The following is a 2,311-nucleotide window of genomic DNA, read 5'->3' on the forward strand; positions in this document are numbered from 1 at the left end:
CAGATGTTTCTGAGAATGCAACTCAAGTAACCGCTGAAAAACCTTCAGCAGCGGTTTTCTGTGTCGAGCATGCGTCGGGAGGCCCATTGCCTCCCATCCTTACCAGGACATAAAATCTCCATTCCAGTCGTTTAGAGGTATGTTGGACACGCGAGATGTTCAAGCTCAGGCATTGTTTATGTGAAATAACGGCCCTTTGCTGCCTTTCACCGACCGGTGAAGATGCCGCGCTGCGGCCCGTCGAACCTGCCGTTCGCTGCGTGTGCGAAATCAAGCATTCAACGAGCTAGCGCTCTGCGGACTTTGGTGACCTTTGCGCCATGGCCTCTTTGGACCTTCTATCGGAAAAATAATGGGCGCAGGGCAGCGCGTCGCAAAGAAGTTGCTGTTGCAGTGAAGCGACTTCAGCGGGCGTCTGTTTCGGCGCGGGCGAGTGGCCCGGGTTCCTCGCGGATCGGGATGTGGATGAGTGCTGCCAGCAGTCCAAGAACGACCGCCGCCCACCACATAGGCGTGTAGTCCTGATTGAGGTCGTAGATGCGCCCGCCAAGCCAGGCGCCGAGGAAGCTTCCGGTCTGATGGCTGAGGAAGACCAGCCCCGCAAGCGTCGAAAGGAACTTCAGCCCCTGCGTCTGTGCGACAAGCCCGATGGTGAGCGGCACGGTGGCGAGCCAAAGGAGCCCCATGACAGCAGAGAAGACGAGAACAGAGCTCTCTGAAATTGGCAGCAAGATGAAGATCGCAATAACAATGGCGCGGCCCAAATAAATCCCGGTCAACACCCACCTTTTTGAGAGGGCCTGACCGGCCCAACCGGCGAAGAATGAGCCCGCGATGTTGAAGAGCCCGATCAATGCCAGCGACCAACCGCCGATCCACGCGGCGAGGCCGAGGTCGATTACATAGGCGGGCAGGTGCGTCTGGATGAAGGCGACATGGAAGCCGCAGACGAAGAACCCGAAGAAGAGGCAAAGATAGCTTCGGTCGGAGAAGGCCGTCGAAAGTGCGGTGCCAAAGTCTTTCGCGGAGGATCCTGAGGCTGTCGGTTTGGACACGCGGGCGATGAAGACGAGACAGGGCAGGATCAGCGCGAAGCTCGCGCCGATCAGCAGGATCGACGGTTGCCAGCCAAACCCTCCGATCATCGCCGTCGCGGCGGGCGCCGAGACGAACATGCCAAGTGACGCGGCCGCCGTGCCAAGCCCCATGATGAAGCTCCGGCGCTCTGCCGAGACGATCTTGCCGAGCGCCCCGATCACGATGGGAAAGGATGCGGCGCCTGTGCCCGCTCCTGTGAGGATGCCGGTGAGAATGAAAAGCGTCGGGTCGGTAACGATGCCTCTGAGAAGAAAACCTATCCCAGCCAGAACGGCGCCCGCGGCCAGAACCCGTGCTGTGCCATAGCGGTCGGCTACAGCCCCTGCGATCGGTTGAGAAATGCCCCAGGTGAGGAGCTGCACGGCGACGGAGAGCGAGAAGACCTCTCGACCCCAGCCCAGATCGGCAGACATTGGCGCCATGAAGATGCCGAATGTCGCCGAAAAGCCAAAGCTCAGAAAGGCGATAACGCATCCAGCAAATATCGCGGCGTTGAGGTGTTTACTCTCTATCGTCATGGATAGGTCTCCCAGCCGGTTGAGGCTGTCACGCCTGCTAAACGAGATCAATGCCTCCGAAGAGCAAAAAAGCTTCATCGGCAAGCCAGTTTCGCGGACGGAACGGACAACAGGGATTTGGCGTTGATCCAGCACTCTCGGCCCAATGCCGACCTTCAGCACTCCCCTTTTATGCGGCGGCGCGGCCACTTGTTCTTCGCCTCTAACACAGCGAAAAATCTTTTGTTTGCGGTGTCGCTGAAACTTTTCGCCTGCTTTGCTCGTATCTGCATTTGTAAGAACCAAAAATAGAAATGCGAAAGGAACACATCATGGCCGTATTCTCAAACACTCAGATAATCGAAGTTGATACAACCACAAACACGCTCGACTACTTCCGCGCTGACTATACTACTAGTTATGCTTATCGGGATTTGTTCGGTCATCGGGAGCTTGGTATTGATGACCAGATTGATCAAAATGACGTGCATGATTATTCCAATGAAGATTCCCAGATGGAGATTCTGATTGATCAATTTATGTTCCTCTGACTCAGGAATTCGCACAAACGAACATTGGGCTGCTTCGCAATGGCAGGTACAAAAGAGGCAGCTGTAGATCCCGACGAGTAGCCCTTTGCGGCCCAAACCTGCCTTTCACCGACCATTCAAAATGCTGCGGTAGCAGCCCGCTTTGCAGACATTTGCCGCAGGCGC

General features: G+C 56.3%; 2 protein-coding genes. One reads left to right on the top strand and one right to left on the bottom strand.

Annotated features, from left to right (window positions below; genetic code table 11):
- Window positions 1-404: 404 nt before the first annotated feature.
- Window positions 405-1,616, bottom strand: coding sequence for an MFS transporter (locus tag LC334_RS22975; protein WP_085802636.1), 1,212 nt, complete (start codon window positions 1,614-1,616; stop codon window positions 405-407).
- Window positions 1,617-1,927: 311 nt separating this feature from the next.
- Between LC334_RS22975 and LC334_RS22980 the strand changes: the two genes are divergently transcribed.
- Window positions 1,928-2,146: a hypothetical protein gene (locus LC334_RS22980; protein WP_139836569.1), complete on the top strand. Its 219-nt coding sequence runs from the start codon at window positions 1,928-1,930 to the stop codon at window positions 2,144-2,146.
- Window positions 2,147-2,311: the final 165 nt, after the last annotated feature.

Source organism: Roseovarius aestuarii, from assembly GCF_019966515.1.
GTDB classification, from domain to species: domain Bacteria; phylum Pseudomonadota; class Alphaproteobacteria; order Rhodobacterales; family Rhodobacteraceae; genus Roseovarius; species Roseovarius aestuarii.

What these genes read in the sequence shown, in the direction of transcription:
- LC334_RS22980 (WP_139836569.1), top strand. Translation starts at nt 1,928, where the DNA reads ATGGCCGTATTCTCAAACACTCAGATAATCGAAGTTGATACAACCACA.
- LC334_RS22975 (WP_085802636.1), bottom strand. Translation starts at nt 1,616, where the DNA reads ATGACGATAGAGAGTAAACACCTCAACGCCGCGATATTTGCTGGATGC.